The organism is Sorlinia euscelidii (assembly GCF_036452135.1).
GTDB classification, from domain to species: Bacteria; Pseudomonadota; Alphaproteobacteria; order Acetobacterales; family Acetobacteraceae; genus Sorlinia; species Sorlinia euscelidii.
Window position 1 is genome coordinate 315752 of the sequence record NZ_JAWJZZ010000001.1, and the last position, 25598, is coordinate 341349.

The 25598-nt window shown below is 57.5% G+C and carries 25 protein-coding genes and 4 pseudogenes; 5 read left to right on the top strand and 24 right to left on the bottom strand.

The features are described 5' to 3' along the window. The first annotated feature begins 196 nt into the window (after positions 1-196). From def to truA, 3 genes are read left to right on the top strand one after another with little or no spacing between them, the layout of a single operon-like run. Positions 197-742 carry a peptide deformylase gene (gene def, locus CGLAMM_RS01525; RefSeq protein WP_394819638.1) on the top strand — a complete coding sequence of 182 codons (546 nt, stop codon included), beginning with the start codon at positions 197-199 and terminating at the stop codon, positions 740-742. 2 nt (positions 743-744) lie between these two features. Then, positions 745-1656, top strand: a complete 912-nt coding sequence (gene fmt / locus CGLAMM_RS01530; protein WP_418115270.1) for a methionyl-tRNA formyltransferase — start codon at positions 745-747, stop codon at positions 1654-1656. Then, positions 1649-2434 carry a tRNA pseudouridine(38-40) synthase TruA gene (truA, locus tag CGLAMM_RS01535; protein ID WP_394819637.1) on the top strand — a complete coding sequence of 262 codons (786 nt, stop codon included), beginning with the start codon at positions 1649-1651 and terminating at the stop codon, positions 2432-2434. The genes fmt and truA overlap by 8 nt, the downstream gene beginning before the upstream one ends. A gap of 29 nt (positions 2435-2463) precedes the next feature. Here truA and CGLAMM_RS01540 read toward each other — a convergent pair whose 3' ends face one another. The 3 genes and pseudogenes from CGLAMM_RS01540 to dapD form a co-directional block, all read right to left on the bottom strand. Continuing rightward, complete coding sequence (locus tag CGLAMM_RS01540; protein WP_394819636.1) at positions 2464-3102, bottom strand: hypothetical protein; 639 nt, start codon at positions 3100-3102, stop codon at positions 2464-2466. Positions 3103-3139: 37 nt separating this feature from the next. Beyond that, positions 3140-4149, bottom strand: a pseudogene (gene dapE / locus CGLAMM_RS01545) (succinyl-diaminopimelate desuccinylase). A 122-nt stretch (positions 4150-4271) separates the two neighbouring features. Then, a pseudogene (dapD, locus tag CGLAMM_RS01550) lies at positions 4272-5101 on the bottom strand (2,3,4,5-tetrahydropyridine-2,6-dicarboxylate N-succinyltransferase). A 495-nt stretch (positions 5102-5596) separates the two neighbouring features. On the opposite strand from dapD, the gene CGLAMM_RS01555 reads away from it, so the two are divergent. After that, positions 5597-6577: a GGDEF domain-containing protein gene (locus CGLAMM_RS01555; RefSeq protein WP_394819633.1), complete on the top strand. Its 981-nt coding sequence runs from the start codon at positions 5597-5599 to the stop codon at positions 6575-6577. Here the strand turns inward: CGLAMM_RS01555 and argB are convergent. The 6 genes from argB to rpmH all read right to left on the bottom strand — a co-directional run bounded on the left by argB (position 6574) and on the right by rpmH (position 10781). Then, on the bottom strand, positions 6574-7500 hold the full coding sequence (gene argB / locus CGLAMM_RS01560; protein ID WP_394819632.1) for an acetylglutamate kinase: 927 nt from the start codon (positions 7498-7500) through the stop codon (positions 6574-6576). The genes CGLAMM_RS01555 and argB overlap by 4 nt on opposite strands. Positions 7501-7512: 12 nt before the next feature. Next, the gene (gene yihA, locus CGLAMM_RS01565; protein ID WP_394819631.1) at positions 7513-8184 is read right to left on the bottom strand and encodes a ribosome biogenesis GTP-binding protein YihA/YsxC; all 672 of its coding nucleotides are present in this window, start codon (positions 8182-8184) and stop codon (positions 7513-7515) included. Then, on the bottom strand, positions 8181-9935 hold the full coding sequence (gene yidC / locus CGLAMM_RS01570; protein ID WP_418115271.1) for a membrane protein insertase YidC: 1755 nt from the start codon (positions 9933-9935) through the stop codon (positions 8181-8183). Before yidC ends, yihA begins: the two co-directional genes overlap by 4 nt. Positions 9936-10029: 94 nt before the next feature. Continuing rightward, positions 10030-10302 carry a membrane protein insertion efficiency factor YidD gene (gene yidD / locus CGLAMM_RS01575; protein WP_394819629.1) on the bottom strand — a complete coding sequence of 91 codons (273 nt, stop codon included), beginning with the start codon at positions 10300-10302 and terminating at the stop codon, positions 10030-10032. Continuing rightward, positions 10289-10636 carry a ribonuclease P protein component gene (rnpA, locus tag CGLAMM_RS01580; RefSeq protein ID WP_394819628.1) on the bottom strand — a complete coding sequence of 116 codons (348 nt, stop codon included), beginning with the start codon at positions 10634-10636 and terminating at the stop codon, positions 10289-10291. The genes yidD and rnpA overlap by 14 nt, the downstream gene beginning before the upstream one ends. Positions 10637-10646: 10 nt before the next feature. Next, a complete protein-coding gene (gene rpmH / locus CGLAMM_RS01585) occupies positions 10647-10781 on the bottom strand; it encodes a 50S ribosomal protein L34 (protein WP_319806056.1) in 135 nt (44 codons plus the stop codon). 163 nt (positions 10782-10944) lie between these two features. Here rpmH and CGLAMM_RS01590 point away from each other — a divergent pair, with 163 nt between their 5' ends. Next, positions 10945-11121, top strand: coding sequence for a hypothetical protein (locus tag CGLAMM_RS01590; RefSeq protein WP_394819627.1), 177 nt, complete (start codon positions 10945-10947; stop codon positions 11119-11121). Here the strand turns inward: CGLAMM_RS01590 and gloA are convergent. The 15 genes and pseudogenes from gloA to rnc form a co-directional block, all read right to left on the bottom strand. Then, entirely contained in the window at positions 11109-11501 is a 393-nt protein-coding gene (gloA, locus tag CGLAMM_RS01595) for a lactoylglutathione lyase (RefSeq protein ID WP_394819626.1), read from the bottom strand. The two genes, CGLAMM_RS01590 and gloA, sit on opposite strands and share 13 nt — an antisense overlap. 35 nt (positions 11502-11536) lie before the next feature. Then, positions 11537-12361: an LpxI family protein gene (locus CGLAMM_RS01600; protein WP_418115354.1), complete on the bottom strand. Its 825-nt coding sequence runs from the start codon at positions 12359-12361 to the stop codon at positions 11537-11539. After that, on the bottom strand, positions 12357-13244 hold the full coding sequence (lpxA, locus tag CGLAMM_RS01605; RefSeq protein WP_394819625.1) for an acyl-ACP--UDP-N-acetylglucosamine O-acyltransferase: 888 nt from the start codon (positions 13242-13244) through the stop codon (positions 12357-12359). The genes CGLAMM_RS01600 and lpxA overlap by 5 nt, the downstream gene beginning before the upstream one ends. 22 nt (positions 13245-13266) lie before the next feature. Continuing rightward, positions 13267-13752, bottom strand: a complete 486-nt coding sequence (gene fabZ / locus CGLAMM_RS01610; protein ID WP_394819742.1) for a 3-hydroxyacyl-ACP dehydratase FabZ — start codon at positions 13750-13752, stop codon at positions 13267-13269. Positions 13753-13904: 152 nt separating this feature from the next. After that, positions 13905-15008, bottom strand: coding sequence for a UDP-3-O-(3-hydroxymyristoyl)glucosamine N-acyltransferase (lpxD, locus tag CGLAMM_RS01615; protein ID WP_394819624.1), 1104 nt, complete (start codon positions 15006-15008; stop codon positions 13905-13907). Positions 15009-15011: 3 nt separating this feature from the next. Beyond that, positions 15012-15880 (bottom strand): annotated as a pseudogene (locus tag CGLAMM_RS01620) (OmpH/Skp family outer membrane protein). Between the two features lie 53 nt (positions 15881-15933). Beyond that, positions 15934-18369 (bottom strand): outer membrane protein assembly factor BamA, encoded by a 2436-nt coding sequence (bamA, locus tag CGLAMM_RS01625; RefSeq protein ID WP_418115272.1) that lies wholly within the window; start codon positions 18367-18369, stop codon positions 15934-15936. A gap of 164 nt (positions 18370-18533) precedes the next feature. Beyond that, positions 18534-19622: an RIP metalloprotease RseP gene (rseP, locus tag CGLAMM_RS01630; protein ID WP_394819741.1), complete on the bottom strand. Its 1089-nt coding sequence runs from the start codon at positions 19620-19622 to the stop codon at positions 18534-18536. Between the two features lie 26 nt (positions 19623-19648). After that, positions 19649-20854, bottom strand: coding sequence for a 1-deoxy-D-xylulose-5-phosphate reductoisomerase (gene dxr, locus CGLAMM_RS01635; protein WP_394819622.1), 1206 nt, complete (start codon positions 20852-20854; stop codon positions 19649-19651). A 34-nt stretch (positions 20855-20888) separates the two neighbouring features. After that, complete coding sequence (locus tag CGLAMM_RS01640; protein ID WP_394819621.1) at positions 20889-21746, bottom strand: phosphatidate cytidylyltransferase; 858 nt, start codon at positions 21744-21746, stop codon at positions 20889-20891. Continuing rightward, complete coding sequence (gene uppS, locus CGLAMM_RS01645) at positions 21737-22501, bottom strand: polyprenyl diphosphate synthase (RefSeq protein ID WP_394819620.1); 765 nt, start codon at positions 22499-22501, stop codon at positions 21737-21739. Before uppS ends, CGLAMM_RS01640 begins: the two co-directional genes overlap by 10 nt. A 9-nt stretch (positions 22502-22510) precedes the next feature. Further along, positions 22511-23077, bottom strand: a complete 567-nt coding sequence (frr, locus tag CGLAMM_RS01650) for a ribosome recycling factor (RefSeq protein WP_394819619.1) — start codon at positions 23075-23077, stop codon at positions 22511-22513. A 44-nt stretch (positions 23078-23121) separates the two neighbouring features. Further along, positions 23122-23840 (bottom strand): annotated as a pseudogene (gene pyrH, locus CGLAMM_RS01655) (UMP kinase). Positions 23841-23927: 87 nt separating this feature from the next. Then, entirely contained in the window at positions 23928-24818 is an 891-nt protein-coding gene (gene era / locus CGLAMM_RS01660; RefSeq protein ID WP_394819617.1) for a GTPase Era, read from the bottom strand. Next, the gene (rnc, locus tag CGLAMM_RS01665; protein WP_394819616.1) at positions 24815-25594 is read right to left on the bottom strand and encodes a ribonuclease III; all 780 of its coding nucleotides are present in this window, start codon (positions 25592-25594) and stop codon (positions 24815-24817) included. Before rnc ends, era begins: the two co-directional genes overlap by 4 nt. Between the last annotated feature and the right edge of the window lie 4 nt (positions 25595-25598).

Consider the following 25598-nt stretch of genomic DNA (forward strand, 5'->3'; position numbering starts at 1 on the left):
AGCAAGCCTCCTCATTGAGCGAGACAAACCGTCCTGACCCGAGTGGCGTCAGACGGTTGAATAAGGGTCATTTTATCACATATGCGACTCAAACTGACAACTTCAACCACCCCGTTCCCGTTTTAACTTTCGCTTCGGTGTCATGGCGACGACGAAAATCGTTGGCGCGACGCCGAAATTTCGGTAGGAGCGCGCTATGGAAGCTCTCTCATTCTTGAACGATCTCGACTCAGTCACGCCAACGCCGATCCTGGTTGCACCGCACCCTGTCCTTTCACGCAAGGCCGCGCGCGTCCAGGCGTCGGACATGCCGCAAATTCGTGCTGCCTTGCCCGGTATGTTCGCGGCCATGTATCGTGCACCGGGGATCGGCCTCGCCGCGCCGCAAGTGGGGATCGGGCTGCGCTTCATGATTATCGACATTGCCGAAAATGACGTAAGGCGCCCCCGTGTCTTTATCAACCCGGAAATCACCTCCTTCTCAGATGAGGAAGCTGCGACAGAGGAAGGCTGCCTCTCCGTCCCTAATCAATATGCGGAGGTTATCCGACCGGCGCGCATTACAGTAAAATATCAGAACCTTGATGGAGAGGATGAAGAGCTGGAAACGGATGGACTCCTCGCCATCTGCATCCAGCATGAGATCGATCATCTTGATGGCATTCTTTTCGTAGATCATCTTTCAAAGTTGAAACGCAATATGCTGATGAGAAAACTGGCGAAAGAGCAGCGCGGGAAGTAATCATGCGCCTCATCTTCATGGGCACGCCCGCTTTCTCCGTCCCGGTTCTGGACGCGCTTCAGACGGCCGGTCATGAGATTGTCGCGGTTTATACTCAGCCGCCCCGCCCGTCGGGACGCGGCAAAAAATTGCAGATTTCGCCGGTGCATCAGGCCGCTGAAACGGCGAACCTCGTGGTCAGGACGCCGTCTAAGCTTCGTGACAATGCTGAAGAACTTGAAATATTCAGCGATGTGAGAGCGGACGCCGCGATTGTCGTCGCTTACGGGATCATTCTTCCCCCCGCCTTTCTTACTGCGCCGCGCCTCGGCTGCATCAATGTGCATGCCAGTCTCCTGCCGCGATGGCGCGGCGCGGCGCCAATTCAGGCCGCCATCATGGCGGGCGATCCGCAGACCGGTATCTCCATCATGCAAATGGATGCGGGGTTGGACACAGGCCCTGTCCTGTCGACGGCGCGCATCCCCATCGCTTCGGATGAGACTGGGGCGACATTGCACGACAAATTGTCGGATCTCGGTGCGCAGCTGCTTATCGATACGTTGCGCGCGCCCTTGCGGGCCACACCGCAATCTGAACAAGGCGCGACCTATGCCGCCCGTCTGACGCGGGAGACGGGCCGGATTGACTGGTCCCTCCCCGCCGGGACGCTGGAACGTCACATTCGCGCCCTGACGCCATGGCCCGCTTCCTTCACGACCTATCAGGATATTGTCCTCAAAATCGGCGGGGCTGAAATCATAAAGGGCGCTTCATCTGCGCGACCCGGAACCGTCCTTGATGACGCGTTGACGATCAAATGCGGGCGGGACGCCTTACGGCTGACCCATATTCAAAGGCCGGGGAAAGCCATGCTTGCGCGGGACGCCTTCCTGAGAGGGTGGTCGGTGCCGCGGGGAAGCTGCGTTGAATAACCACCCCGAGGCGGGTTACACCCGTTGGGCGCTTCTCCTCGAATTTGACGGGACGGGGTTTGTCGGCTGGCAACGACAGGAAAATGGGCCCTCTATTCAGACCTGTCTCGAAGAGGCTGGCGCGGCATTTTTTGGCGGCGCATCCGTGATGACGGCGACGTCAGGGCGGACAGATGCTGGGGTGCACGCATCGGGTATGGTCGTGCAGCTCGACGCGCCCGAGACGCGCGCCGTCTCCGCCCACCAACTTCGTGACGGTCTGAATTTCCACCTGAAGCCCCATCTGATCGGCGTCAGAATGGCCCGTCTGGCACCAGCGGACTGGCATGCACGATTTTCGGCCATCGGGCGGCGCTATCGTTACACGATCCTCAACCGGGCAACGCGTCCCATATTGGATGCTCACCGTGTCTGGCATGTCAAACATCCCCTTGATGACCACGTCATGCGGGAAGCCTCACGCTTTCTGATCGGACGACATGATTTCTCATCATTCCGGGCGGCATCCTGTCAGGCGAGCGGGCCAGTGAGAACTTTGGATGAGATGACCATCACCCGTTCAGATGATTATATTGTTATAGAGGTGCAAGCGCGCTCCTTCCTCCATCATCAAGTGCGGAATTTTGCGGGTTCTTTGGCTTTGGTGGGACGGGGCAAATGGTCCGCAGCGCATTTGCGCGATGTGCTTCACGCTCGGGACAGAACCCAGGCCGGCCCCACCGCCCCGCCTGAAGGGCTGTGCCTGATCCGGGTGGATTACCCGGAAAAACTTTTTTGAACCTGCGAAATATGACGCGCCACGCTGTTTCAAGGCGCCTTCGGTTTGGCAGGGTCCAGCCACAGCGATCGGGCAGGAAGATTATGGTTGAGCCGTGTCCCCACCTGCACCACGAACACACTGGCGACAAGACTGAGCACCATGATCGCCGCAACCTGACGCCACTGAATTTTTAACCCTGCGCGCAGGACGCGGCACATCACGATGATCAGATAGATTGAAAGCATGACCGGCACGCCGGACAACGCTCTTCTGGCCTGGGATGCATCATCCATGAGGATCAGTATCAGCGCGCTGCCAGCAAGGACGCCGAAAATCAGGAAAAGATTAGTCAGTGCCGTGGCGGAAAGGATCGCTGTCGCGCAGCGCGGCCAGAGCGCCTCACGCCCCCAACGCTCCGCCGCCGCCTGAATAATGGTGATGATCACGAGATATTGGCAGACCTCCCCGAGAGCGACGCGCGGATAGCTCCAAGGGTCCGCGCGCAATTGCGGCGCCAGAAGGGAGAGGCAGAGGAAGACGAGTTCAGAGAGGAAGACGACGGCGATCAACGCACTGAACACCGCAAGCCGTGTGCCCGCGAAATAGGCATAGGCCCCACCATCCATGCGCAATAACCCGTTCAGGCCCTGCTCAAAGTTCTGCCGCATGGTTGAGTCAAATTTCACGTGATGTCACCTTTTGGAGAAGATGGGTGAAGCCTGATCAAAGCCCGAAATCCTGAATGAAAGTACGATATATGTCCCGCAACGCGTCAAGGTCACCCAGATGCACCGCCTCGTCGACTTTGTGCATCGTGGCACCGACCAGGCCAAACTCCGCCGTCGGGCAATAAGATGCGATAAACCGGGCATCAGACGTGCCACCGGACGTGTCCATTCGGGGACGCCGTCCCGTCACGGCTTCAACGGAACGGGCGAGGCTCTCAACATAATGGTTCGGCTCTGTCAGGAATGCTTCGCCACTGATCGCGACATCAATCGAAGCGTCCGGCGCATAGTCCCGCGTCGTTTCTTCAATCCATTGCGCCAGTTCCGTACCGCGGTGGAGGTTATTAAAACGAATATTCAGCCGCACTGCTGCCTGGCCAGGGATGATGTTCGTCGCGTCATTGCCGACTTCAATGTTGGTGATCTGCAGTGATGAGGGTTGGAACCACGCATTCCCCGCGTCAAGCGTGCGGGACCGGAGCGCATGGGTCAGAGCGACCAGCCGGTGAATCGGATTATCCGCGCGATGGGGGTAAGCGACATGGCCCTGAACGCCCCGGATAGTGACCGTCGCATTCAGGCTTCCCCGGCGACCAATCTTGATGGTCTCGCCGATTTTTTCCGGGTTGGTGGGCTCGCCCACCAGGCAGAAATCCGGGATGTGACCTTCCGCCTTCATCCACGCCAACACGTCCCGCGTGCCGTGCTGCGCCGCCCCTCTTCATCACCCGTGATCAGAAAACTGACTGAGCCACGAAGCTCACGCGTGTGCAGAATAGTTGAGACCGCACTGGTAAAGGCCGCGATAGCGCCTTTCATGTCACTCGCGCCGCGACCATAAAGCACATCCCCTTCAATCGTGGCCGCGAAGGGTGGGTGGCGCCAGCCCTCCCCCGGCGGCACGACATCCGTATGCCCGCGAAACAGAGATGCGGCCCGGCCTGGCCCCGTCGCGCGAAAAGATTGGGGGTCTGCGCCCCCTCCGGGCCGAAGGGAAGGTGCCATATCTCAAACCCCAACCTCGCGAGAACATCCGCGAGATATGTAAGGGCGCCCGCATCCGCCGGTGTGACGGAGGGGCATTTCAACAGAGCCTGCGCGAGTTCAAGGACCGGCACCTCCATGGCTCAGTCTCTCAACAACTCGTTGATTGAGGTTTTCGCACGCGTGCGGGCATCGACCCGCTTGACGATGACCGCGCAGGCGAGAGACGGCCCCCCCGGTGTTTTGGGCGGCAGCGTGCCCGGCACGACGACAGAGTAAGCCGGGACGCGCCCCATGAAGACCTCTCCCGTTTCCCGATCAACGATTTTCGTTGAGGCACTTAGAAACACGCCCATGGACAGGACAGCGCCTTCCTCGACGATGACGCCTTCCGCCACCTCTGATCGGGCACCGATGAAGCAATGATCTTCAATGATCACTGGCGCGGCCTGGAGTGGCTCCAGCACGCCGCCAATCCCGGCCCGCCGCTGATATGGACGTTTTTACCAATTTGCGCGCAGGAGCCCACAGTGGCCCACGTATCGACCATCGTGCCCGTATCAACATACGCACCCACATTCACGAAGCTTGGCATCAGCACCACGCCTGGCGCGATGTAAGCGGAGCGCCGCACAATCGCACCCGGCACCGCCCGGAAACCGGCGCGGTCAAAATGGCTCTTCTCCCAACCGGCAAATTTAAGAGGCACCTTGTCGAACCCGTCCACCCCGCCACAAGCCTGCGCGACCGGCTGACTGTCATTGAGCCTGAAGGAGAGAAGGACCGCTTTTTTAAGCCACTCATGAATGGTCCAGCCTTGCCCGGATTTTTCAGCGACACGTAACTGACCCTGGTCAAGCGCAGCGAGCACATTTTCCACCACATGACGGTCCTCGCCGCCGGTCCTGGCATTGAGTGTGTCACGGCGATTCCATAGGTCGTCAATGTGGGATTGCACTTTTGTAAGCTGCATGAGGGTGTTCCAACTTATTAATGCCAGACTCATTCACTGGCTGAAAAGCGGCCTCATGACCGCCGCCCCTGTATGTCCGGGGGATGGTCATCAAGGCAAGCTTAAATTATTTCCGGTGCCTTTCCCTGCCATGAGAAAATCTGCGAAAGAAAACGAATTTTGCGGCTTCGACCCGTTTTGCGCGTCTTATTCTTTCGCGGGCTGCACGTTGCGCGCAATAGTCTGAGCGCAACCGGGGACCTTATGCAACGATGATATAAATATCGGGTACGCCAACGGACCAAACCCCATAAAAGTCACCGTGACGCGCCGCCCTTTTTACCTGCGGATGATGAACATTGAAACGCATTTAAAATCTTTGCAACAGCATTAACCTTGACGCCGGGACACTTCAGCCTGCAAAACAAAGTATCACTTCGGGGCTTGATAAATGGCTCCGAGCGGCCAATCTTTTGTCCGTAAAACAACCTCCCTGCAAAGCCTTATGAGAGCAACGTGCGATCACCGTCATTTCTGAGTAATGCCTGGTTCAAGCGCCGTAGTGCCGAGAATCAAACCGCTCTCTGCGTTGGCAAGACATGCCGGTGCAGTTTCGAGTTTGTTTCGCGTTTAAGGGCCGGGCCTTCGATTGCCCGCGGATTGGGTGAAGCTTTCGACGTCGTATGTGATCGTCTCGGCCCGATGGAAGCCGATCTGATTTCCTCAGGGCCTCTTGTCGATGAGCATGACGGGGCGGAGCGCCAATGGTACAGCCTGCGTCATTGGTCAAACGGTAAAGCGACTTCCACCTCGCCGATCCCGATTGATGAGTCGACGGTGATGGACAGCGAATATCGCCATCTGTCGCGCGTGCGTTACCTCGGAGAGATCGGCATCATCGCGCATGTCAGTGAGCGGCGCAATATCTGGGAAGACCACATTGCGGATATTGACGCCTTCCTCACCACGGCCGCCGCGTTGTTGGAAGTTGATCTAACCTACCGGAAACTTCTGGAAAATCTTCCTTATGACCTGCTGAGTCATCTCCCGAAATGGGAGTTATTCCAGACGGAAGCAGAGCGCCGCATGGCGCGGCTCGATTTTGACAATGCCCCGGCAACCTTCATGGCGATCCGCATTGAAAATCTCTCCACAATCCCGGTTGAGCAACTCAAAGCGGTGATGACGCAGATTTCCGAACGTCTCAAAATGACGGTTCGACCGACTGACCTCATCGGCCAGCTTGATTCACAGACTTTTCTGATCATGCTCGATGGTGCGGATCGCTTCGCCGCCGCGGAAAGGGCGGAAGATCTCTGCTCCCGCCGGGATTATGCGACGCCGCTTGCCTCGACCCTCGCCCTTAAAATCGGGCTGGTCACGCGTGAGGCGCACAGCGTTGACACTTTGGAGACGTTTCTTGAGCGTGCATGTCTGGCGCTTTATAAAACGGCGTCCTCACGCTCCTGCTGGTCATTCTTTCACGAAAATGCTTAATCAGCATCCACTTTGATCAATGTGCCGGAACCTTTCCGCGTGAACAGCTCCAGAAGACAGGCATGGGGAACGCGTCCATCCAGAATGACCGCCGCATCAGCGCCGGCGCGCACCGCCTCCAGACAGGTTTCGACTTTCGGGATCATACCGCCGGATATCGTTCCGTTTTTGATCCGCGCTTGCGCCTCACTGGCGGTAAGTTCGGGGATGAGATGCCCGGATTCATCCATCACGCCCGGCACGTCTGTCAACATCAGCAGGCGGGACGCATTGACGCTTCCGGCGACGGCACCGGCCACCGTGTCCGCATTAATGTTGAAGGTCTCCCCTTTTTCACCATAACCAATTGGCGCGATAACCGGCGTCAGGCCCGCACCGAGAAGGGAGAAAAGAACGCGGGGGTCGATCTCTGCCGGTTCACCCACAAAACCGTAATCGGGTTTCGCGTCGTCTGTCCCCAAGACATGCTTGCGCTGCGTTAATTTGCGCGCCTTGATGAGGCCACCATCTTTACCTGAGATCCCCACTGCCAGGGCACCGGCGCGATTGATCAGTTCCGCGACCTGCTTATTGACGCTGCCGCAGAGCACCATTTCAACGATGTCGATGCTCTCTTTATCCGTGACACGCAGACCATCAATGAAGCGTGACGGGAGTTTCAGTTTATCCAGCATGGCGCTGATCTGCGGACCCCCGCCATGGACCACAATCGGGTTGATGCCGACCAGTTTGAGCAAAGCGATATCACGGCCGAAAGCACTCGATAACTGCATGCTGCCCATGGCGCTGCCGCCATATTTAACGACAATTGTATCCCCAACGTAACGCCGCAAATAAGGCAGGGCGCTTGTGAGAAGCGTCGCTTGGCGCTGCTCATCCCGATAAAGATCGGCGTCAGATGATTTATCGGTGTGATCGTCCATAACGTAACCTTGTTAAACAATGTGACGGGCGGCGGGTGCGTCGATAAGACGCGCCACCTCGGCCCGTAGCAGGGGAATGCCAGAGCCAGTCTCACTACTCGTCCAGATGCTGAACGGATAAGCTGCCGGATGTTTGCGGATCGTCTCATCCACCTCGCGCCGCTTAGCTGCAAGAACTGCCGGCTTAACCTGGTCGCATTTGGTCAGGACAAGTTGATAAACCACGGCAGCGTGATCCAGTAGCGTCATCGCCTCCTGATCGGCTTTTTTCAGTTCAATCCGTGCGTCAAGCAGCAAAAAGACACGGTTGAGGCTGGGGCGGCCGCGAAGATAGGCGAACATCAGCCCCTGCCAGTCTTCCTTCACCTGCTTCGAGGCTTTCGCGTAGCCATATCCGGGCATATCGACAAGAGAGACGTCGCCACCAAGATTAAAGAAATTCAATTGCTTCGTGCGGCCTGGTTCTGACGAGGCGCGTGCGAGGCGGTTCCGCCCTGTCAACGCGTTGATCAGACTGGATTTACCAACATTGGACCGCCCGGCGAATGCAACTTCAGGCCCACCCACCGGGGGCAACATGTCTAATTTTTGAGTTGCGAAATAAAAGTCGCACGGTTTGGCGAAGAGGAGGCGACCGCGCTCAACCTCCGCGTCTGAAAACGTCGCAGGGTCTTTCTGAGTCATTTTTTTCCGGTCTTTACGCGCTTGCCACGTTTCGCCGCCGCATCGACGCGCGCCTGGATAATCCGTTGCTGGAAGTAACTCAGAATATTGTTCCAGGTATAATAAATGACGATCCCGGCGGAGAGACGCCCAAGGAGAAACGTGTAAAGCACGGGCATGAACTGCATCACGCGTTGCTGCGTCGGGTCCATCGTGACCGTGCTCTGCTTCTGCATCAGCCAGATGGTGATGCCGAAAAGCAGGGGCCAGATCCCGACTTGCAGCATGGGCGTAATCATTGTCGGGTTGAATGGAATCAGCCCGAAGAGATTGAAGATATTTGTCGGGTCAGGCGCTGACAGGTCACGCACCCAGCCAAAAAACGGCGCATGGCGCATCTCGATCGTGATGTTGAGCACTTTATACAGACAGAATGCCACAGGTGCCTGAACAAGAAGCGGCAGGCAGCCCCCGGCCGGATTAACGCCCTCTTCCTTGTAAAGCGTCATGATCTTCTGATTCATTGCCATCTGATCATCTTTTGAGCTTTCGCGGATGGCCTGAATTTTGGGCGCCAAAACCCGCATCCGTGCCATGGAGGCAAAAGACTTGGTCGCAAGCGGGTAAAGAATGACCTTGATGATCAGAGTCATAATCAACAGCGCAATGCCGAAATTACCAACCAGGCCGAAAAGCCAGTGCAGTACATGGAACATGGGCCGGGTCAGGAAAGCAAACCAACCGAAATCCACCGCCTTGTAGAAATAAGGGATGTGAAGCTGGTTGGTGTAATCATCCAGAAGCGTCACTTCCTTCGCACCGACGAAAACCGCGCTGCTGCGAAGGTTACTCTGATGTGGCGCGATCATGACAGGACGTGCGGCGGCGACGTCAACGGCATATTCTCCGCCCTCTTCCTCGCCCTGGAACTGATATCGCACCGCGACATCGTCCTTCTGATCCGGGATCGCGGCGGTCAGCCAGTATTTATCTGTAATGCCTGCCCAGCCACCATGACTATCAGCCGCCCATGCCACGTGATCGGGGTTCTCCACCCCTTTCCGCATATCTCTGTACGAACCCTCATTGAGGCGGTCATTCACAACGGCAATCGGCCCTTCATGGACGATGAAGCTCCCCTCATCATCAGGCTTGTAGTCACGCTCCGTCCGGGTAAAAGGCACGACAGAAACGGCGTGACCCGTATTATTTTCAACCGTCTGCGCGATGGAAAAGAGATATTTGCGACTGAGCGAGATCTTGATGGAAAAAATCAGTCCGGCACCATTATCCCAGCGCAGGGTCAGAGGGTGATCCGGGTCGAGACGTGATGAGTCCCCGGTCCATTCCGTCTGCGCGTTCGGGAGTTTCAGGGCCTCGCCCGACGCCTGGCGCCAGCCAATTTCGATGAAGCCCGGGCGTTTCCCGTCAGCCGATTCAAGCAGCCGCACATGCGGGCTGTTTTTATCGAGCGTCTCGCGATATTGCGTCAGTGACACGTCATCAATCCGCGCCCCGCGCAGGCTGACGGACCCTGTCATAGCGGGAGACGTGAAAGTGACGCGGCGCGCTGGCCCTGAGGGCGCGACCGCAGGCGCGGAAACCCCCGTCGCACGCTGCGCCCCTTCGGAAGCCTTGTCCCCGCCCTTTGCATCGACCATTTTGGTCGCGGCAGGCGGCGTTTTATCCGCGGGTTTCGGCACGAAATAATCGAAGCCGAACAGAACAGCCGCGGCCAGAGCCAGAGCAATGAGGGTGCGCTTAATTTCCATAAACCCGACGCCGGTCTTCCATGTCAAAACAAGGCGAGAGCAGAAACGCGTCGCGCCACGAGAATATGCAGCCACCCACGCGGAGGTCCGGCGGTCAGGCTGAGCCCTTCTTTACCTCCGGAACCGGATCATATCCACCCCGGCACAAGCGATTACACCGTAAAATACGTCCTACAGCGAGAATAATCCCTTTTTGCAAGCCATGACGCTCCAGAGCTGTGCGCGCATAGACGCTGCAACTTGGCTCGAATCGGCAATTTGCACCAAGAGAAGGACTTATGGCGTATTGATAGAATTTGATGAAGGCGACAAGCCCTTTGATGACCAAAGTCCCAGGCCGGAATCTGACTTGGCTAGGGAAGGACATCCAGCTTCCTCAAAGCGTCGCGCATATCGCGCAGGATCTGGCTGAAAGGTAATTGCCGGGTTGCGGCGCGACCGATCACAACGATATCGGCCGGTCGGCAGGTGGCTTCAGCCGTTGTCAACCTCAAAGCTTCCTTTAAACGGCGCTTTGTGCGATTGCGCGCCACCGCATTGCCGATTTTTTTTGTGGCCGTAAAACCGGATCGGAGACCGGAATTGGCGTCAGTCTCAAGCGACTGCATCACAAGGCTGCGCGTGGCCGCCTTGCGCCCCTCCCGCGCGACACGCAGAAATGCCGACCTCTTTTTGAGGCGATGTGCAGGCCGCGCGGTCAAAACCTGACCTTCAGGCGGAGAGTTTTTTACGGCCCTTGGCACGGCGGTTATTGATGACACGCCGCCCACCGACCGTCGCCATGCGCGCCCGGAAGCCATGACGACGCTTACGAACGAGCCGAGATGGCTGGAAAGTACGCTTCATAAACTTGATCCCTCAACAAAAAAGTTGCCAGAGGCAACCGTTTAAGTCCATCACTCAACCATCAGGCCTGCGCGAGACCCTGTAAAGATGGAGCGGGTTTTACGGTGCGCCGGGGCTCGTGTCAATCCAAATGCACATGCCCGGCCGGAGACAGGAGGCAAAAATGAGCGATGATCACACGCGGCACGACATTAAAAATGCGCTCGCGACGGCGGTCCTCGCAGCTGACTCCCTTACCGGCCATACCGACCCCCAAGTCAGGAAAAGCGCCGTGATGATCATTGACGCCATCGAGGCCGCCCTGACTCATCTCCGCGCCTCACACCCTCAGAAAGGTTGACCGGGCTTCGTCTCGATCAGTTCAACTTTGTAGCCGTCCGGATCTTCAACAAAAGCGATGACGGTTGTGCCGAATTTCACCGGTCCTGGCTCACGCGTCACTTTGATGCCCGCATTGCGCAATCTGTCCACGACAGCATGGATATTGTCGACCCCAACGGCCAGATGTCCAAAACCATTGCCGAGATCATAAGCCTCCGCCTGGTCCCAATTATGGGTGAGCTCAACCTCCGGCCCATCGCCGTAACCTAGATAGACCAGCGTGTAACGTCCATCCGGCACATCGCGTCGGCGGGTCTCTTTCATACCGAGAGCTTTGTAAAAATCCACGCTGCGATCAAGCGCGCGCACGCGAATCATGGTGTGTAGAAACGTCGCCATAGGCGCCTCCTTAACTCAAACTTATCCATTTATGTTTAAAGGGGCTCAATACCCATCAGAAAGAGACGACGCGCATTGGCCTCAGCCACGCATTGCGCCAGATCTGTAAAGAGCACCGCATCAGCCTGATAGGCAATACCGGCCAGCCCGCTTTCAGCAGCAAGCTCGATAGTGCGCGGCCCGATCGTTGGCATATCGGCACGCTTCTCCTGCCCCGGCTTTAACATTTTGAGCAAGATACCCCCGGGGCCTGGCTGACGCAAGGCCGCACAACGCTGTAACATGGCGTCCGTGCCCTCCAGCGCTTCCACAGCCAGGACAAGCCCGGACTGCACCACGCAGCCCTGTCCGATATCCAACCTGCCCAGCGCCTTGACCACCTCAACCGCATGCCGAATATCCTGCGCGTCATCCGAGGAAGGAGAGAGTCGTGTCAAAACGCCTTTCGGTCCCAATGCCTGCGTTAAGAATTCATGCGCGCCACGCACATTGAATCCTTCCTCCCCCAGGACACGCACAATGGCACCGAGGAGACCGTCATCCCCCGCGAAAACGGCGCGGCCCATCCGGGCGAGAAGGCGTGCTCCCTCTTTATCCGGCTTGAGATCACGCAAAGCAGGACGTTTGACAGGCCCGATCAGGACGATGTCCCGGCATCCCGCATCGCGCAACGCCCGGATGATCTGGCCTGCTGCCGCAAGGCGGTAGAAGCCATGAGGCCAATGCGCGATGAGGTCCGGGTCCACAAAGCCTTCGAAACCCACGATGAAGACACTTCCCCCCTGTGCCGTCACGGATTCGGCCACAAGGGCGGGAAGCGGCCCGCCGCCTGCCAGAATGCCTATTCTAGGGGGGTCAATCCTGAAATGGTTCGCCTTCCCGTCGACGAAGTCCCGAGACTTTGACAAGGCCGCGACGGCTTTTGACCTCCATGAAATCTATGATTTCTTTCACGCGGGCATTATTTTCATAATTTTTTTTGACCTGAGCCAGTCGGCTGGCAAAAACCTCTGAATCAGCATCCGACCCCGCGTTGGACGGTGACCGCGACGCGTCAAGATAGCGGGGATAGAGATCCAGATAAGCCTGCCGCATCTGCTTCATTTCAGGATGTGAGACACCCTGCCTTTTGAGCCAGATCCAGTGCAGCCCGACCAGACGGGCGCGGTTTCCGAGCACACATCCATAGGGAATGACGTCAGCCTCCACGCCGCAGAGACCTCCAACAAGCGCACCGCGTCCGATCCGGACAAATTGATGCATCGCCGCCGAGCCCATAATGCGCGCGCCATCGCCAATCTCAACATGTCCGCCCATGACGACATTATTGACGATGATGACCCCATCTCCGACAACGCAATCATGCGCGACATGGGAGTTGGCCATGATCAGGCAATGTGCGCCAACTTTTGTCATGGATATGCCTTGGATCGTGCCACGATGGATCGTGACATTTTCCCGGATGATGGTGCACGCGCCGATCTCACAACTTGTCGGTTCACCACCATACTTAAGGTCCTGCGGGGCCATGCCGATGGTCACGAAGGGGAAGACCTCCACGCCCTGACGCAGGACCGTATGCCCGTCAATGATCACATTGGCATGCAGCCTGACATTTCTCTCAAGGACCGCATTCGCACCCACGACGCACCAGGGACCAATTTCGACATTTTCACCGATCTGAGCCGTGGGCGCGATGACCGCGCTTGGATGGATGGAAGGGAGACGCGATGGTTCAGACATCGAAAGCACTTTCAGACGTAAATCAGTCCTTGATCATGGCGCTGAAGATCGCCTCTGCCCTTATTTGGCCATCCACAAACGCCTTCCCCTCGAACCGCCATATTTTTCGACGCCGTTGAATTTCCTCAATATGGATACGGAGTTGATCACCAGGACCGACAGGTTTGCGGAATTTGGCGCTTTCAATCGTCATGAAATAAACAATTTTCCCCTCAGCGTCCGGCCCTTGCGACAGCACGACCAGCGTCGCCGCGGTTTGCGCCATGGCCTCTACGATCAGAACACCCGGCATGACCGGATGTGACGGAAAATGCCCGGCAAAAAACGGTTCGTTGATCGTGACGTTTTTGACCCCGATTGCAGAAATCTTGCCGTGCCCATGTTTCGGCAGATGGATTTTCTCCATACGGTCAATCATCAAAAAAGGGTAGCGATGCGGGATCGACGCCATGATGCGCGCAATATCGATCGAATCAATGTGTATAGAGCCTTGTCCGGCTTCCTGCACCGCGCCGCCCTCCCCTTTTCCCGTCGCATCAGAATTCGAACTCACGTTATTTTCCTAAACTCAATGGCCATAACTTGTCACGACATCTCAACTTGTGACGTTGTGTGGCTGGAATGAACTGAAGGCAATCTAACAAAATCCGGTCGTCAGCGCTATATGGCAGGTTTCTCGGAGACTGGCGGGGTTGATCCGGCCTCTTTTTTCTCCATGTCTTTTTTCGTCGCTTTGCGCACCCATGCCACATTGCGGAAGAATTCCCGGAAGGGCATGGCCGGGCTCCCGATCATGTCAGCGCCCGCATCAACGTCCGACATCACCCCGCATTGCGCCCCGATCCGGGCTTTAGCGCCGATCTTGATATGGCCGATAAGACCGGCCTGCGCCGCAATCGTCACAAAATCACCAAGTTCTGTCGAACCGGATATCCCCGCCTGGGAGACGACGATACAGCATTTGCCGAGCATGGCATTGTGGCCGATCTGCACAAGATTATCAATGCGCGTCCCCGCGCCGATCACAGTATCACGCATTGAGCCACGATCAATCGTTGAATTAGCGCCGATTTCAACGTCATCCTCAATAATCACGCGCCCGATTTGCGGAACAGCCTCAAAACCGGACGGTCCGACAGCAAAGCCAAAGCCATCCTGGCCAATCCGCGCGCCAGGGTAGATGATCACACGCTCTCCGATGAGACTATATTCCAGAGATACATGTGCACCAATACGACTGTCACGCCCGATATGCACGCCGGCCCCGACAACACTGTGCGCTGAGATGACAACTTGATCGCCAAGCTTTGCGCCATCTTCAATGACGGCAAAGGGGCCGATTTCCACATCTCTGCCAATAAGGGCTGTCTCCGCCACAGAAGCCGTTGGATGAATGCCGGGGCGGACGCTGCGCCGCGGGTGAAAGAGTGTCGCGACGCGCGCCCATGCGAGGTAAGGGTTTTTAGTGACGAGAGCCGTGCAATGAGGCGGGACCTTATCCGCGAAAGCGGGAGTTACGATCACCGCGCCCGCGCGAGTCGCCGTCAGAAGTGGCAGGTAGCGGCGATTATCGAGAAAACTGACTTCCGCCGCTGTCGCCGCCTGCAGGGGTGCCACGCCGTGCAATGCAAGCCCGGATGGCGCGTCGGGCCCAGCTTTGACTTCCGCCTCAGCCTTCTCGGCCAGAACCGTGATATTGAAGGGGCCCGCACGGTTAAAAAAACGGCGATCACCCGGCAGACCCGTCTCATCATGAACCGTCATGAGTTATTTCTTGCTGCGGAGTACGGATTTAGGTGCGGATGAGGCTGCCTGCGCTTTCGCCTGGGGCGACATGCCCGCCTCTTCAATATCGGCAGTTGTCGGCATTTTGCCGGATTTCGCGAGAACCTCGGGATCAACATCCGCTGCAGGGATAAAGACATGTGGCAGAATCTTATTAAGCTGCTGCGCCGTCTCCTGCGTAATGTCCTGACCCTCAACGTGCAGCGCGACCTGCTCACCGTGGTAAACGAGGTTCATGCCGTGCGAAGCGGCCACCTGCCGTACGATCTGCACGAGCTCACGCTCAATCTGGTTGAGTGCGACATTGGCCGCCTCCTGAATGATGCGGGCGCGATTGGCGAAATCCCGTTGCGCGCGCGCCCGTCGCTCCTGCAAGTGACGCTCACGGATCTGGATCTGCTCTGACGACAGGGTGCGGGCATTTTGCTGAAGCTTCTGCTGTTCAGCCCGCCAACTGGCCTGCTCCTTCTGCGCGGCTTCCGCCAATTTGTCACGGCGCGCACCGAGGACACGCTGGGCCTCCTGCGCGGCGACGGAATTTTGCATAACGGTCGGGATGCTGATGACGCCGATAACGGCCGGCGGTGGCGGGGCGGCCTTCGGCAGGTCCGGGGAATCAGGGATTGGCGGCGCTGGCAGGATGGGCGGCGCATCGGACGGTTGCGCTTCAGCCTGGTTTTGCGGCGCAGGCGCGGGAGCGGGCGCACGTGCCGGGGCGGGGTTCGCGGGTGAGAGGCTTTTGGCACAAACCAGCCACCCTGGGCGGCAGGCGTTGATGGCGCCGCGAGGCTGGCTGTCGAGCTCGCACCAAGCATCGCGACCAAAGCAATATATCGACCTGAAATGGCCATGACCCTGAACTCCTCTAGAATGTATCTCGACACCACGCGGATTTTTACCCGGCTTAAAATTGCTGACCAAAACCGAAACGAAGCGGGTAAAGACGATCGTTTCTGGATTTTCTGATCGGGACGGCGGCATCGATATTAACCATACCAAAGGGACTCTTCCAGGTGATGCCGAAACCTGTCGAGACGCGCGGAGTCATACTATTGCCGGAAATTGGCGTATAATCACTGTCACTCGGGTTTGTGTGTCGATGACGCAGACGCAGCCCGGAAAGGCTACCTGCATCAATGAAATAACGCCCTGAAATACCGATTGCGTCTCCTGCAGGGAGCGGGAAATTAAGCTGCGCGGAAGCCGTGTAAATGAAGCGACCGCCAATGAGATCTTCCTGACCGGCAATAGGGCGATATTGCTTCTGGCCATTGACGTAATAAAGCTCATGGGCTGAGCGCGGCCCGGCACCACCTTGCAGGAAGCCACGAAGATTGGCGCCACCAAGATAGAAGTTATCGATGATGCTGACATCGCCGCTTTTGCTCCAGTCCCCCATATAACCTGCACCGGCCTTGAATTGCAGGCCCCAATCATGCGTGCCGGTCAGACTATCGAGCGGGACGTAATATTCCCCGTCCGCTTTCCCGCGGGCATATTTGACATTGCCGCCAAGCCCCGCAAAATCCCCGGTCAGGCGCAGAACAAAGCCGCGGCGTGGCGTCATGCGGTTATCCCGCCGGTCATATGACAGGGTCGTGCTCAACTGGGAAAGCAGCGACCAGCCGATGGACTCCTTGACATAGATCGACGGCACATAGGCGTAATCATTATTCTTCGTCGCATATTTACTAAGATAACTGCCGACGCTGACATGACGGTCAATCAAGGAGTAACTCCAGGATTGTGAAAGATAATTATTGAATGCATAGCCGAACCGGAATGTCATGCCGATCTGATCCTGGTTGTAGGATTGATAGGTCTGGTTCGTATTTTGTATCCAGAAAATATCCGCGCCCGCGACGATGTTGCGACCAAGGAAATAGGGATCCGTGAAAGAGACGTTCGCCTGCTTCTGCCAATAAGCGATCGAGCCGGACACACCAGCATCCATGCCCGTGCCAAGAAGATTATGCTGCTTGACGGAGCCATTCCCGATTGGCCCGACATCCGTTGCATACCCGCCACCAAGAGAGAACTCACCGGTCGGCTTTTCAACCACGTTGACGCCGATATTCGATTTATCGGGCGCCGAACCCTGAGACTGATCAACCGAGACGGATTTGAAGAAGCCGAGATCCTGAAGTGAGGCCTTTGAGTATTTCTTGTCGAAAGGCGTGTAAGGGTCGCCCTCCGCCATCGGCAGCTGCCGCCGGATCACATCATCTTTTGTGACGGTATTCCCGTTAATATCAATCCGCTCAACATAGACTTTCGGGCCTTCCATGACTTCAAACAGAAGGTCGACCGTTTTCTTCTCCGGGTTGCGGGCAATATCCGTGCGCACCATCGCGAAGGGATGGCCGTTCGCCTGGAGCTTCTCCTGCATGCTTGCCGCATTTTTAGTGATCGCGGTGCCGTCGTACCATTGATGGGGGAAGAGCTCGATATATTTCGTAACATCCTCTTTTTTAACGTGTTTGAGGCTTGAGCTGACATCCATCTTGCCGATGTGGTAACGCGGCCCTTCATGCACGGTGAAAGTGATGATGAAATTCTTGCGATCCGCAGAAAGCTCTCCCGTCGCGTTCTCCAGGCGGAAATCAACATAGCCATTGTGAAGGTAGAAGCGCCGCATAAGCTCGGCATCATACTTCATGCGCTCAGGATTATATTCGTCGGAAGAGGAGAAGAAGCGATACCACTCCGTTTCTTTTGAGGAGATGACAGAAGCGAGACGGGCCTGGGAGAAGGCCTTGTTGCCGACGAAAACGACCTTATAAACAAGCGTTTGACGCGACTCATTGATTTTATAGATGACGTCGACACGATTATGGGAAAGCTTAATGATCTGCGGGATGACAGTCGCCCCGTAGCGCGCTTTCGATGCGTAGAGATCTAGCAGCTTCTGACGATCCGCGGCCGCGGCCTGCGATGAGAAAACAGCGCGTGGGCGCAGGGCGACTTCCTTCTGGAGATCGGCATCCTTGACCGCGCTATTTCCTTCAAAGGCGATGCGATTGACGATCGGGTTTTCAACGACATTGACGACGAGCTCATTCCCCGCGCGGTTGATCGTCACATCGCTGAAGAGACCTGTCGCATAAAGCGTCTTCAAGGTGCGGTCGATTTCATCCGCGCTGAAGCGATCCCCAGGTTGCACGACCATGTAGGACAGGATGGTGCCTGTCTCGATACGGTGATTACCCTTGACCGTGATGACCTCAACCATGTCGGAACGCCCATGGGCGCGCGCGGCACGATTCGCCTCGGCGTCAGAAGCGTCGCGGCGGGCGAGCGCATCTTCCGACACGCTGGAGAAGATGCAAATCGAAGCCATTAGGACGAGGCGCTTACACGTCAAGATGCACATTCTCCGATTATGACAATCTCTGAGACAAGGTCATCCCAGATAATTGCGCGTTTTGCAATGCGGTCCGCGCCAAAACGGCCTATTTTATGCCCTTTATGTCGCAGCTTGTGACCCTGCGCCACGAGGCAACGTTATGCACCGCGTAGCCAGCGAAAAAGCCCGATATTCAGGAGGTCATTAAAAGTCGAGAAGAGGAAGAGCGCGGCGATAAGCGCGAACCCGACATAATAAGCCATTTCCTGCAATTTCCGCGGAACGGGCCGCCGCAGAACCGCTTCAAACGCATAAAAGACCAGCCGCCCGCCATCGAGGATCGGGATGGGGAACAGATTGATCAGGCCAAGATTGATCGAAAGCACCGCCATGAAACTCAGAAGGCTTGCGACCCCCAGATGCGCCACCTCACCCGAAAGCTGAGCGATACGGATGGCGCCCCCGAGTTCCCGTGAGCTTCGTTGCCCTGTCAGCATCTGGCCAACGCCCTGCAAGGTCTGCACAGTCACATCCCAGACCTGCTGCGCGCCCGTGACGACGGCGTCTTTGAAATGGAGTGGCGCGCCGGGCTGAAGTTTGAAACTCACGCCCATCAAGCCGGCATGGGCCGCATCTTTCGCCGCCGGGTCCCGCCCGATCGTGATGGGAAGGGACAGGATCTGTCCCTCCCGACGGACCTGCAGGGTCGTCACCTCACCCGCCCGCTTGGAAGCTTCAGCACGGACATCGCCCACATTCAGCATTTTGAGGCCGCCAATGGCCGTGATGACATCGCCCGTCTTCACCCCTGCCCGGGACGCGGCACTATCCGGCATGACCTGCGCAATGCGATCACTCAGCTTCGGCTGACCGAAAAAGCTGAATAAAGCGATGTAAAGAATGAAAGCGAGGAGGAAATTGAAGAGTGGCCCCATGACAATGACAAGGGCTCGGGAGCCGACGCCCTTCTCATGGAAGGTTCTGCCCTTCTCCCACGCGGCCTGTTGCGCCGGTGTGGCATCTTCCGGCCCCTCAAAGCCATGTGGTTTGACGTAGCCTCCCAAAGGGATGGCGCTGATGCACCAGGCCGTGCCGGTACGATCATGCCACGTCCATAGCTTGGGCCCAAACCCGATTGAGAACGTATCCACTTTGATACCCCGCCATTTTGCGGCGAGGTAATGACCTAATTCATGAATAAAAACCAGGACACCGAGAACAAAGGCAAAGGCAATAAGACTGTGCATCACAGTGTCGATCTCACTTGAGGAAGTTAAATATGAGGGGAAACATCGGCGCGTCGGGACACGGGCCGATCTCGCTTTGAGATGCAGCTTTGAGCGAGTTTGCGGGCTTCCGCGTCCCAATGGAGCACGGCGTCCAGGCTTTCAATGGCCGGCGCGCCAAGTTTTTCAAGCGTGTGTTCAATGACTTCCGCAATATCGAGAAAGCCGATCCGACGCTGGAGGAAGCTCTCCACCGCCACCTCATTCGCGGCTGAATAAATTGTCGGCGCACCATGGCCCGCACGCAGCGCCTGCCGGGCGAGACGGAGTGCCTTGAAACGCGTTTCATCCGGCTTTTCAAAACTCAGCGTCGCCAGCTCAGCGAGGTCAAGGCGCGGGGCTTTTGTAGCGAGGCGCTGATGGCCGCCCAGCGTGTGCGCAATCGGCACGCGCATATCATTGGCGCCGACATGCGCGATCAGGCTGCCATCCCGATATTGCACGAGTCCATGCACCGCGGATTGCGGGTGCACCAGCACGTCGATCTGCGCATCTTCAAGTTGGAAAAGCCGCGCCGCTTCAATCACTTCAAGCCCCTTATTGGCCATCGTGGCGGAGTCGATCGTGATTTTTGCCCCCATGGTCCATGTCGGGTGCTTCAGTGCCTTTTCAGGTGTTGCGCGGCGCATTTCCTCCAGATCAGCACGGATAAACGGGCCGCCTGATGCGGTGAGGATAATTTTCTCGACGTCCTGCGCGTGATTACCCTGCAGGCATTGGAAAATCGCATTATGCTCTGAATCGACAGGCAGCAATGTCGCACCGGCCTTTTTGACAACGCGCAGCATGACATCGCCCGCACTGACAAGCGCTTCCTTGTTGGCGAGGGCAATATCCCGCCCATTGGCCGTCGCTGCCAAAGTCGGCTCAAGCCCCGCGGCACCGGTAATGGCCGCCATCGTATAATCCGCCGGGATGGACGCCGCCTCAATGACCGCCTGACGCCCTGCCATGCATGTCGTTTCCGTGCCCTTCAGGGCGGATTTGAGCGCACCTAAAAGGGCTTCATCATGGATCACGGCATATTCTGCCCGTAATTCACGCGCCTGTTCCGCCAGGAGGGCAACATTGCGCCCGCCAACGAGGGCCCGTACGCGGTAAAGGGCGGGCTGTTCCTTGATCAGCGCGATCGTTGAACAACCGATACTGCCCGTGCTTCCCAGAATGGTGACGCTGCGTGGGGGGGTGGACATCGAAATTAAACTCCGGTCGTAAAACGATAAAAGATCATGGAAGAAAAGCCGAAATCAGATCCTGCCAGGAAGAGAGAAACGCAAAGCACCAGAGAGGCTGATGGGTCACGCCGATTGTCAGCAAGGCCGCGAAAGGCGCCGCGACGAGGAGCCCGTCCAGACGATCAAGAAGCCCCCCATGCCCCGGGATAAGACGCCCGGAATCCTTGACACCCAGCCATCTTTTGGTCGCACTTTCCGCCAGATCACCTGCCTGCGCCACCATTCCGAGAAAAGCCCCGGTAAAAAACCCGCCAAAGAGGCAACCGGGTGAGAAGATGACCGCCCAGCCCAGCCCGACAAGTGCAGCGCCTGATAACCCGCCCAGCGCGCCTGACCATGTTTTATTGGGCGATATACGCGGGGCCAGCTTTCTGCCACCGATGAGGCGTCCGGCAAGATAGGCAAAACTATCGCTTGCCACCACGACTGTGATGACGAAGCCGGCATAGATCAGCCCGGTTTCCGGCCAGAAACGAAGATAGACAAGGCTTGAGACGCCGAGGCAGATCGGCACGATCAGCCCAAGGCAGCGCCAGCCGAAAATCCATGACACGCTACAGACATAGATGATTTCGCTCCATGCGCCGCGTTGCGCCATGGCGACGCAGATGACGGGCCAGGCACAAAGGAGGACACGACGCCATTGCGAAATGTCATCCCCTGACTGGGACAGCATAGTCGCGCCCTCATAGGCAAGCCCGGCACCGAGCAACGCCATCGCAAGCCCGAAAATCACCCCCCCTTTGATGAGAACGAAAGCGACAATCGGAATCATGACCGCAGCGGAAAGAAGGCGTGACCGAAGGTCGGACCAATGCCCTGACTGAGCCTGTCCCGTTTTCACTTGCATGCCTCCTCATCAAGCCGCCCACCATAACGCCGCTCACGCGATGCGTAATCAGAAAGGAGCTGCTCAAAGTGATTTTCCGTGAAATCAGGCCAGAAAACATCCAGAAAGGCCAGTTCGGAATAGGCGCTTTCCCACAGCAAAAAATTGGAGAGACGCTGCTCACCACTTGTCCGGACGATCAGGTCCGGGTCGGGGAGGCCCTGTGTCTGGAGGCAGGAGGCGAATTGCATTTCCGTGATTGTGCCGGGGTCGATCTTCCCCTCGGACGCCATGAGGGCCAGCTTGCGCGCCGCTTGCAGCACATCGCTTCGCGCACCGTAGGAAAGTGCAAGGACGAGTGTCAGGCGTTGATTTCGGGAGGTCAGTTGTTCCGCCCGGCGGATTTCATCCGCGAGATCCGTCTCAAAACGCGATAATTCGCCAATGACGCGCAACCTGACGCCTTCCGCGTGAAGTTCCGCCACCTTATGGCGCAGATAGTATCGCAGAAGCGCCGTTAGATCACTCACCTCATCCGGCGCGCGACGCCAGTTCTCGGAAGAAAACGCATAGAGGGTCAGGTAGGACACACCGTGATCCAGCGCGGCCGTCACGCAGCGCCGCACAGCATCCGCGCCCGCGCGATGTCCAAAAACCGTCGGTTTTTTGCGCGTGCGTGCCCAACGCCCATTGCCATCCATAATGAAAGCAATGTGGTTCGGCTTCGCGATGGACGTCGCGCGAGTCTGGACAGGCTTTGTCGACACGATGGGCACGTTACGCTCTTATACCTGCTTGATTTCCTTTTCCTTCTCGGCAAGCGTCTCATCAACCGTTTTAATGAAGCGATCGGTCAGTTTCTGCACAGCGTCTGACCATGTCTTCATGTCATCCTGGCTGATATCGCCTTTCTTCTCACGATTTTTGATCTGCTCCATCCCGTCCCGGCGCACGCCGCGGATAGAGATACGTGCATTTTCTGCATAGCGTCCCGCCGCGCGGGCCAGCTCCACCCGACGCTCTTCCGTCAATTGCGGAATCGGCACGCGGACAGTCTGGCCGTCGGAAGCCGGGTTCAGCCCCAGCCCTGCGTCACGAATGGCCCGCTCCACAGCGCTGACCAGCGTTTTGTCCCAGACCGAAACATTCAGCATCCGGGCTTCCGGCACCGCGACGGAGCCCACCTGGGTTAAAGGCACCTCACTCCCGTAAGCCTCGACCCGCACAGGCTCAAGCAGGTTGGGACTGGCGCGGCCCGAGCGCAGACCGGAAAGGTCACGTCGGAAGCTGTCAATCGCGCCCTCCATACGACGGGTCAGATCGTCCTGTAGCGCGTCAAGTCCAGTGGACATGGTTGGTTCTCCTCCTCGAAACCTCTTTTACGTCGTGTGGGCTTTTATACCGCCGCGTCAATCCGCGTAAATGGCCCCTTCCCGCGCATGACATCCTGAAATGCGCCGGGCGCGTGAATATTGAAAACAATGATGGGCAATCTATTCTCACGCGCGAGGGAAATCGCGGCCGCATCCATCACATTAAGGTCGCGTGAGAGAACATCCATATAGGTCAGCGTGTCATAGCGCTGCGCAGCCGCGTCTTTTCGCGGGTCGGAGGAATAGACACCATCAACCTGCGTCCCTTTGAAGAGCGCATCGCATTCCATTTCACTTGCGCGCAGGGCCGCGGCCGTGTCGGTTGTGAAAAACGGATTACCCGTCCCGGCGGCGAAAATCACGACTCGCCCTTTGTCCATATGACGCACGGCACGACGCCGAATGTAAGGCTCCGCAATGGCGGACATCTGGATGGCGGACATGACGCGCGTATCCACATTGAGCGCTTCCAGCGCATTCTGCATCATCAACGCATTAATGACCGTCGCAAGCATACCGGCATAATCGCCCTGCGTGCGGTCCATCCCCTTTGCCGCCGCCGCTACACCGCGAAAGATGTTGCCGCCACCAATCACCAGACAGACCTGCGCCCCTGCTGCGCCACCTCCGCCACATCCGCCGCGATGGTTTTGACAACCGTCGGATCGATCCCGAAAGATCCGTCACCCATCAGGGCCTCACCGGATACTTTCAACAATACGCGACGGTAGGGAAGGGTCATGATGTCTCGAGCCTCTCTTGCTTGTCAGATCACTTTAATCAGATTTCCGTCTCTCTTAAAGCGCCCTCCCTTTTGTCACAAGGCCCGTCAGCTATCGTCCAGCCCGATGGCGCGCAGGCGCGCGCCCTCCTCATCCCACTTCGCACGTTCCTTGACGTTCAGGAACAGATGGCAAGGGCGCTCCAGCAAGCGTGTCAGGTCCTGACGGGCGCGCAATCCGATGCTTTTGATTTTCTGCCCGCCATCACCGATCAGGATGGCCTTATGGCCGGCGCGGGACACATAGATCGTGACGTCAATGCGAATGGAGCCGTCTGGACGCTCCTGAAAGCTCTCCGTTTCAACCGTTGCCTGGTAAGGGATCTCCTCATGCGTTTGCATGAAAATCTGCTCCCTCACCAATTCAGCGGCAAGCAAGCGGTCGGGCAGATCTGTCAGGTCATCCGGCGGATAGAGATAAGGCCCCTCCGGCAGCGCCTTCGCCAGGGCCTCTATGAGATCGTCAACGCCATCTCCTTTACGGGCACTGACCATAAACAGGTGCTCAAAAGACAGGGAAGCGCGCAGTTCGTCCGCCAACGGCAATAACGCGGCGCGTGGCACCGCGTCAGTTTTATTCAGCACCACCCAGCAGCGTCTTTTCTGCGCCGCGAGCGTGTCGATGATGGCGCGCAATTCCTCCGTCATGCCCGCGCGTGCATCAATCAGAAGAGCAGTGACATCCGCATCCTGCGCCCCCGTCCAGGCGGCTGAGACCATGGCGCGATCCAGCTTGCGGCGTGGTCTGAAAATGCCCGGCGTGTCTACAAGCAGGATCTGCGCCTCACCCCGCATCAGGATCCCCATAATCCGGAAGCGCGTTGTCTGGGCCTTGGGGCTGACGATGGATAATTTCGCGCCTGCCATGCGGTTCAGGAGCGTTGATTTTCCCGCATTTGGCGCGCCGACCAATGCGACAAACCCCGATCGGGTTGTCATGACATATCCTTTTTTAAAGCAGTTTCTCGCCGTAACAGCCGCATCAGCGCGGCTGCGGCCGCGCTCTCCGCCAGTCTCTTGCTGCGCGCGGTGCCTTCCGCGCTTAAAGCGAGGGCCGAGACGCGCACGGTGAATTGCGGCGCATGGGACGGCCCTTCTGTGCGGATCGTCTCATAGAGGGGTAAAGTGCGGTCATTTCCAAGAACAAATTCCTGAAGTGCCGTTTTAGGATCTTTCGGCGGCGTAATCTGTGCTTCCATGATTGATGCCCAGTGACGGTGCACAAAGCGCCTGACGGGGTCGAGCCCCCCATCAAGATAAAGCGCGCCGAGAATGGCTTCCATCGCGTCAGCAAGCACGTTGGCCAGATGGCGGATGCCCGAGCGCTCCTCATGTTCCGCGATATTCAGCATTTCAGACAGGTCGAGCGCCTCAGCCACCGGGGCCAGCGCGTTGCGCGAGACGAGGGCCGCGTGGCGCGGGCCAAGCGCGCCCTCCGTCTCATCCGGGAAGCGCTCCAGGAGCCATTCCGCCACGATAAGGCCGAGGACGCGATCCCCGATAAACTCCAACCTCTCATTTGAAGCGAGACTTTGCCGAGGGTCTGCCCGCCGCGCTGGACGTCGTCCGCCGCGCAGGGCCACGGCGGAGCGATGCGTTAAGGCACGCTCCAGAAGGGAGGCGTCCTTGAAAACATAATCCAAACTGGTCTGGAGGCGTGCCAGAGACGCCTTCAGATGCGGTGATGGAAGGGCGGCCTTCCTCGTAGACGACATAAAT

What these genes read in the sequence shown, in the direction of transcription:
- def (WP_394819638.1), top strand. Translation starts at nt 197, where the DNA reads ATGGAAGCTCTCTCATTCTTGAACGATCTCGACTCAGTCACGCCAACG.
- fmt (WP_418115270.1), top strand. Translation starts at nt 745, where the DNA reads ATGCGCCTCATCTTCATGGGCACGCCCGCTTTCTCCGTCCCGGTTCTG.
- argB (WP_394819632.1), bottom strand. Translation starts at nt 7,500, where the DNA reads ATGGACGATCACACCGATAAATCATCTGACGCCGATCTTTATCGGGAT.
- yihA (WP_394819631.1), bottom strand. Translation starts at nt 8,184, where the DNA reads ATGACTCAGAAAGACCCTGCGACGTTTTCAGACGCGGAGGTTGAGCGC.
- yidC (WP_418115271.1), bottom strand. Translation starts at nt 9,935, where the DNA reads ATGGAAATTAAGCGCACCCTCATTGCTCTGGCTCTGGCCGCGGCTGTT.
- yidD (WP_394819629.1), bottom strand. Translation starts at nt 10,302, where the DNA reads ATGTCCTTCCCTAGCCAAGTCAGATTCCGGCCTGGGACTTTGGTCATC.
- rpmH (WP_319806056.1), bottom strand. Translation starts at nt 10,781, where the DNA reads ATGAAGCGTACTTTCCAGCCATCTCGGCTCGTTCGTAAGCGTCGTCAT.
- CGLAMM_RS01590 (WP_394819627.1), top strand. Translation starts at nt 10,945, where the DNA reads ATGAGCGATGATCACACGCGGCACGACATTAAAAATGCGCTCGCGACG.
- gloA (WP_394819626.1), bottom strand. Translation starts at nt 11,501, where the DNA reads ATGGCGACGTTTCTACACACCATGATTCGCGTGCGCGCGCTTGATCGC.
- lpxA (WP_394819625.1), bottom strand. Translation starts at nt 13,244, where the DNA reads ATGTCTGAACCATCGCGTCTCCCTTCCATCCATCCAAGCGCGGTCATC.
- lpxD (WP_394819624.1), bottom strand. Translation starts at nt 15,008, where the DNA reads ATGACGGTTCATGATGAGACGGGTCTGCCGGGTGATCGCCGTTTTTTT.
- bamA (WP_418115272.1), bottom strand. Translation starts at nt 18,369, where the DNA reads ATGGCTTCGATTTGCATCTTCTCCAGCGTGTCGGAAGATGCGCTCGCC.
- rseP (WP_394819741.1), bottom strand. Translation starts at nt 19,622, where the DNA reads ATGCACAGTCTTATTGCCTTTGCCTTTGTTCTCGGTGTCCTGGTTTTT.
- dxr (WP_394819622.1), bottom strand. Translation starts at nt 20,854, where the DNA reads ATGTCCACCCCCCCACGCAGCGTCACCATTCTGGGAAGCACGGGCAGT.
- CGLAMM_RS01640 (WP_394819621.1), bottom strand. Translation starts at nt 21,746, where the DNA reads ATGCAAGTGAAAACGGGACAGGCTCAGTCAGGGCATTGGTCCGACCTT.
- frr (WP_394819619.1), bottom strand. Translation starts at nt 23,077, where the DNA reads ATGTCCACTGGACTTGACGCGCTACAGGACGATCTGACCCGTCGTATG.
- era (WP_394819617.1), bottom strand. Translation starts at nt 24,818, where the DNA reads ATGACAACCCGATCGGGGTTTGTCGCATTGGTCGGCGCGCCAAATGCG.
- rnc (WP_394819616.1), bottom strand. Translation starts at nt 25,594, where the DNA reads ATGTCGTCTACGAGGAAGGCCGCCCTTCCATCACCGCATCTGAAGGCG.